This window comes from Fructilactobacillus sp. X2R5C3, assembly GCF_059901325.1.
The window spans coordinates 1-262 of record NZ_JBWXUY010000029.1; the positions used below are offsets into that span (position 1 = coordinate 1).

General features: G+C 45.8%; 1 protein-coding gene. It reads left to right on the forward strand.

Annotated features, from left to right (window positions below; genetic code table 11):
- Positions 1 to 262 (forward strand): ribonucleotide reductase barrel domain-containing protein (locus tag AC6UDE_RS07035; RefSeq protein ID WP_500697038.1); only part of this gene is annotated, 262 nt, incomplete at both ends.

The following is a 262-nucleotide window of genomic DNA, read 5'->3' on the forward strand; positions in this document are numbered from 1 at the left end:
GTCTTGACTACATCAAACGTTTCTACGACGCATCGTCTACGTTTAAGATTTCTCTACCTACACCGATCATGTCTGGTGTACGTACACCTACTCGTCAATTCAGTTCTTGTGTACTGATCGAATGTGGTGACAGCCTAGATTCAATCAACGCAACAGCAAGCTCAATTGTTCGTTACGTGTCGCAACGTGCTGGTATTGGTATTAACGCAGGTCGTATTCGTGCGATTGGTTCTGAGATCCGCAATGGTGAAGCGTTCCACAC